The following is a 4,056-nucleotide window of genomic DNA, read 5'->3' on the forward strand; positions in this document are numbered from 1 at the left end:
TCCACCCGTTCCCATACCGAACACGGAAGTTAAGACCTCCAGGGCCGATGATACTTGGGGCATAGCCCCTGGGAAAGTAGGTTATCGCCAGGTAAGACATAGGGACTACTTTTAAAGGTAGTTCCTTTTGTGTCCTTATTACCTAGAGGTACCCACCACTAATATCGCGGGGTGGAGCAGTGGTAGCTCGTCGGGCTCATAACCCGAAGGTCGTCGGTTCAAATCCGGCCCCCGCAACCAAGCTGTTAGGCTCTGAGCAAATGCTTAGACTTAATATATTAGGGCCATTAGCTCAGTCGGCTAGAGCACCTGACTTTTAATCAGGGTGTCCCGCGTTCGAGTCGCGGATGGCCCACCACGAAAATAATCTGCGGGTGTAACTCAGTGGTAGAGTGTCACCTTCCCAAGGTGAAAGTTGCGAGTTCGAATCTCGTCACCCGCTCCATGGTGGATATGGCGAAGTGGTTAACGCACCGGGTTGTGGTTCCGGCATTCGTGGGTTCAAGTCCCATTATCCACCCCAATCCCTAGGGGATTAGTTTAATGGTAGAACAGCGGTCTCCAAAACCGTCAGTGGGAGTTCGACTCTCTCATCCCCTGCCAATTCTTATCGGGCCCGTTGGTCAAAGCGGTCTAAGACACCGCCCTTTCACGGCGGTTACACGGGTTCGAATCCCGTACGGGTCACCAATTTATGGGCGATTAGCTCAGTCGGTAGAGCAGAGGACTGAAAATTTAATAACAAATGGCGGCATAGCCAAGTGGTAAGGCAGAGGTCTGCAAAACCTCTATTCCTCAGTTCAAATCTGAGTGCCGCCTCCAATTCATTTGCCGATGTGGCGTAACTGGCAGACGCACGGGACTTAAAATCCCGCGGACTTAACATCCGTACCGGTTCGATTCCGGTCATCGGCACCATGACATCTACCCAGCTACATACAACCTGATGCAAGTACAGTTGGAGTTTGGATTTGAGTTCTTATGCTAATGCATAAATATAGTAGAAGGCTGCCCATTATTTAAGTAGCCGACTTTCCACACTACCGTGCGTACTGTACGGTGGGCAGCGGTTCCTCAGCTTACGCTGTAATTAGCAAATACTCTGAAAAGAAAAGAATCAAATCCTTTAATAATACTATTTATTAGGATTGGGCTATTGGATCTCCAATAGCTCTTTTTTATGTTTGCTATAAGCGATCCAATAGGAACTAAGGAGACCCCAGCCGGTGCTCGGGCAAAGGTTAACTTAACAACTAATCCCATGGAGTTACGAAATCGCAAGTAGGTCTCGGAAGCGTAGGAACTATGAAATCTCTACGCAGGCAGAGGCCTATGTCGGTAATGGCGAATTTATCAATACCACATCAAGAAGTCGTGTGGTAATGGTTTCTAGGATGGGTAGTTATTGATGGAGCCTTCGCCACGAAAATCTACTCCTTGTCAAAAAACTCAAAAAAGCTTTTCCCAACATTAAACCATTCTGTTTCGTTAGTGAAATTAAATTCTCTGTCACGTTTAATATATCGGCTGAAAGGATCTAGTTCGCTTTTCCTATTAATGAAACGTTCATCAAAGGCAAAGGGATAAATAATAAAGTTTGTATTGTTAACATTATTTAATCCTTCAAAAAAAAACTCTGTAGAAACGTAACCTTGTTTGCTAATTAATTCGACGGTTGCAAAGATACTGTTTTGCTGGGTACTATTTTCTAATGCCTTTAAATTACAAATAGTATAATAACAATAGTCATCATCTAGCAGTTTAAAATCCTCATCACTAAGCTTTTTAAAATCTTTAATCCTATTTTCAAGGTTAAAGCTAAAGTCCTTTCCGTTTGGCATCTTCGAAGAAAATGCATTTTCTTGGATCGAAATATTAACCCTTAGATTATTAAACGGAACAGGAAAACCAATAAAAATTTCTGAATTTATAACTCGTAGTTGCGATGACACAGAGGCCAAGGTAATTGTATTCGCCCCTAAGATGTCAGCATCTAATAGTTCATTAACCGTTGGTAGTCGTCCCACTTTACTGGTGCTTGTAAGAAGTCCAAGAATCTTAGCTGTGAAGTAAAAGACGAATAAATCAGCGAGAGTGATACAAAGAATTAAGATGCCTTGCTCAATAGCTGAAGATGATTGCCTAAATAGATAATATACAATTGTTGTCCATATAAGCCCACAAAAAACTATAGCAATTTTAGCAAAGTTGATAATTCTATGTAAAAATAAATTCTTTTCCCCAATTATTTGTTCGTACAGAATAAACTTTCTAAAGACCTCTCGACCAATAGTTCCTTTCTCTAAGAAAAGGTTCTTCCTGTAGGGTAAAGTAAAGATGCTCCATAGGATTTCCCGACTACGTTGCACATTATGTTGGCTGTTCATAGATATGAAAATTGAAATAAGGCCCACTAATGATAGTAAACCAGAGGAAATCGCTAGTAAAATTCCAATTATAGCTCCAGACAAATATTATGCACCTCATTATTGCCTTCTTAAAAATACATCGTATGATATAAGTATGCCCTTAATTCATGAATGAGATGTCAAAGTTAGTCAGAAAGCGCTCATCAGATTAGAAATAAGCTGATGAGCGCTTTCTATTAGTTACTTAGTTACTTACTTACTTACTCTCCTTCATTGCTTTGATTAATAAGTGAATAGCTTTCTTTTCTAATCTTGAAACATAGGAACGTGATATTTTAAGTGTATCGGCAACTTCTTGTTGAGAGCATTCCTGGCTGTTCATCAGACCATATCTCATTTCAATGACTTGCCGGCAAAGGATTGGTAATGTTTTGACCTTTTCCAGTAGAAATTTTTGATCCTCCTCATTTATGATCTGATCAGGAATCGGGCAAATATCTGCTTCTAGGCTGTCAATAATAATTAGTTCATTTCCGCTATCATCTTCCCCGATGGGCGTAAAAAGAGAGGTTTCGGATTTTCCGCGCCCTCTACGGTAGTGCATTAAAATCTCGTTTGTAATGCAGCGTGTTGCGTAGGAACTAAGTTTGACTCCAACCGAAGGTTTGAAGTTATCAATTGCTTTGATTAGGCCAATTAGACCTATAGAAAAAAGATCTTCATTATTTTCTTCAAATTTGTTAGCGATAAATGCAACTAGACGTAAATTGTGTTCAATCAGCATGTTTCGGGCATGTTCAGCCTGAATGACTTCATCTATTTGTACCACATTGGAGTTGGAGTTAGCACGACCACGCAGTAAAATTTCAAAGTAACGTAATTCATCCTCTTTACTGAGCGGTTTTGGAAAGGATTTATTATGAATATATGAAACGAGAAAGGTCATCCCTTTAAGGACAGAGAGGGTAAAACCAGTAAGGTAAAATATTAACATCAGTTTCACTCCTTTCGCATTGTTTTATAGTATGCGAAAGAAGAGAGGTAGGTGATTTATACTATAATAAACATTTAATCCCAAAAATCAACGGGTGTACCGACCCTGATAGCCGGGGAAGCCGTCTAATTCTTTGGTTGAAAGGAGAGTGAATCCCATTTTAGTCCAAAATTCACGAGCCTCAACAACAGATCCCAGAATAATGTATTTGAAACCTAACTCACTTACGAAATCTTTAAGCCAATTGATACAGATTGTTCCAATTCCCAGTCTTCTAAAATGTAAAGGCAATGATAATCGATCCACGTAAATTCCTTGCTTTGCATTACAAAAATGAAGCCAGAACTGGGTATTGTCTTTTTCGGTCAGATTATCAAAAATCACGTTATCAGCCTCGCAATTTATCGTTTCAAATTTTAGGCTGTGGGTTAGGACTAAGGCGTCTCTCAACATTTCTACCCAAGATAGAACATTCTGGTAAAACAAAACCATGTTTTGATTTCTCGCTCTAGTAATCAAAGGTTCGTAAACGAAAATCCCAGTATCCTTAGGGCTGGTGCAAAAGAAATTGTCTGAGAAAGTGTTAGAGATATAATTTAACTCACTCCTTGTAAGATAAATATAGGGTTCAGGTTACAAAACGAACCCGAACGTTCCTTGATAATTGACTCCAAATTGTTCAGATGAATTAGT

At 40.0% G+C, this 4,056-nt stretch carries 3 protein-coding genes, 8 tRNA genes and 1 rRNA gene; 9 read left to right on the forward strand and 3 right to left on the reverse strand.

Features of this window, described 5'->3' with window-relative positions:
* The 9 genes from rrf to BLS16_RS22935 form a co-directional block, all read left to right on the forward strand.
* Positions 1-93: ribosomal RNA gene (rrf, locus tag BLS16_RS22895) — 5S ribosomal RNA — on the forward strand; the annotation flags it as partial.
* A gap of 72 nt (positions 94-165) precedes the next feature.
* Positions 166-240, forward strand: a tRNA-Met gene (locus BLS16_RS22900).
* Positions 241-281: 41 nt separating this feature from the next.
* Positions 282-358: transfer RNA gene (locus BLS16_RS22905), tRNA-Lys, on the forward strand.
* A gap of 12 nt (positions 359-370) precedes the next feature.
* A tRNA-Gly gene (locus tag BLS16_RS22910) sits at positions 371-445 on the forward strand.
* Positions 446-447: 2 nt separating this feature from the next.
* Positions 448-523 (forward strand) — tRNA-His (locus tag BLS16_RS22915).
* Between the two features lie 6 nt (positions 524-529).
* Positions 530-603, forward strand: a tRNA-Trp gene (locus BLS16_RS22920).
* Positions 604-613: 10 nt separating this feature from the next.
* Positions 614-690, forward strand: a tRNA-Glu gene (locus BLS16_RS22925).
* A 57-nt stretch (positions 691-747) separates the two neighbouring features.
* Positions 748-822 (forward strand) — tRNA-Cys (locus BLS16_RS22930).
* Between the two features lie 8 nt (positions 823-830).
* Positions 831-918: transfer RNA gene (locus tag BLS16_RS22935), tRNA-Leu, on the forward strand.
* Between the two features lie 512 nt (positions 919-1,430).
* On the opposite strand, the gene BLS16_RS22940 is transcribed toward BLS16_RS22935, so the two are convergent.
* The 3 genes from BLS16_RS22940 to BLS16_RS22950 form a co-directional block, all read right to left on the reverse strand.
* Positions 1,431-2,471, reverse strand: coding sequence for a hypothetical protein (locus BLS16_RS22940; RefSeq protein ID WP_176786279.1), 1,041 nt, complete (start codon positions 2,469-2,471; stop codon positions 1,431-1,433).
* 154 nt (positions 2,472-2,625) lie between these two features.
* Positions 2,626-3,366, reverse strand: a complete 741-nt coding sequence (locus BLS16_RS22945; RefSeq protein WP_427846395.1) for a sigma-70 family RNA polymerase sigma factor — start codon at positions 3,364-3,366, stop codon at positions 2,626-2,628.
* Between the two features lie 84 nt (positions 3,367-3,450).
* Positions 3,451-3,882 (reverse strand): GNAT family N-acetyltransferase, encoded by a 432-nt coding sequence (locus BLS16_RS22950; protein WP_207649792.1) that lies wholly within the window; start codon positions 3,880-3,882, stop codon positions 3,451-3,453.
* Between the last annotated feature and the right edge of the window lie 174 nt (positions 3,883-4,056).

The sequence above is a fragment of the Desulfosporosinus hippei DSM 8344 genome (assembly GCF_900100785.1).
Taxonomy (GTDB): domain Bacteria; phylum Bacillota; class Desulfitobacteriia; order Desulfitobacteriales; family Desulfitobacteriaceae; genus Desulfosporosinus; species Desulfosporosinus hippei.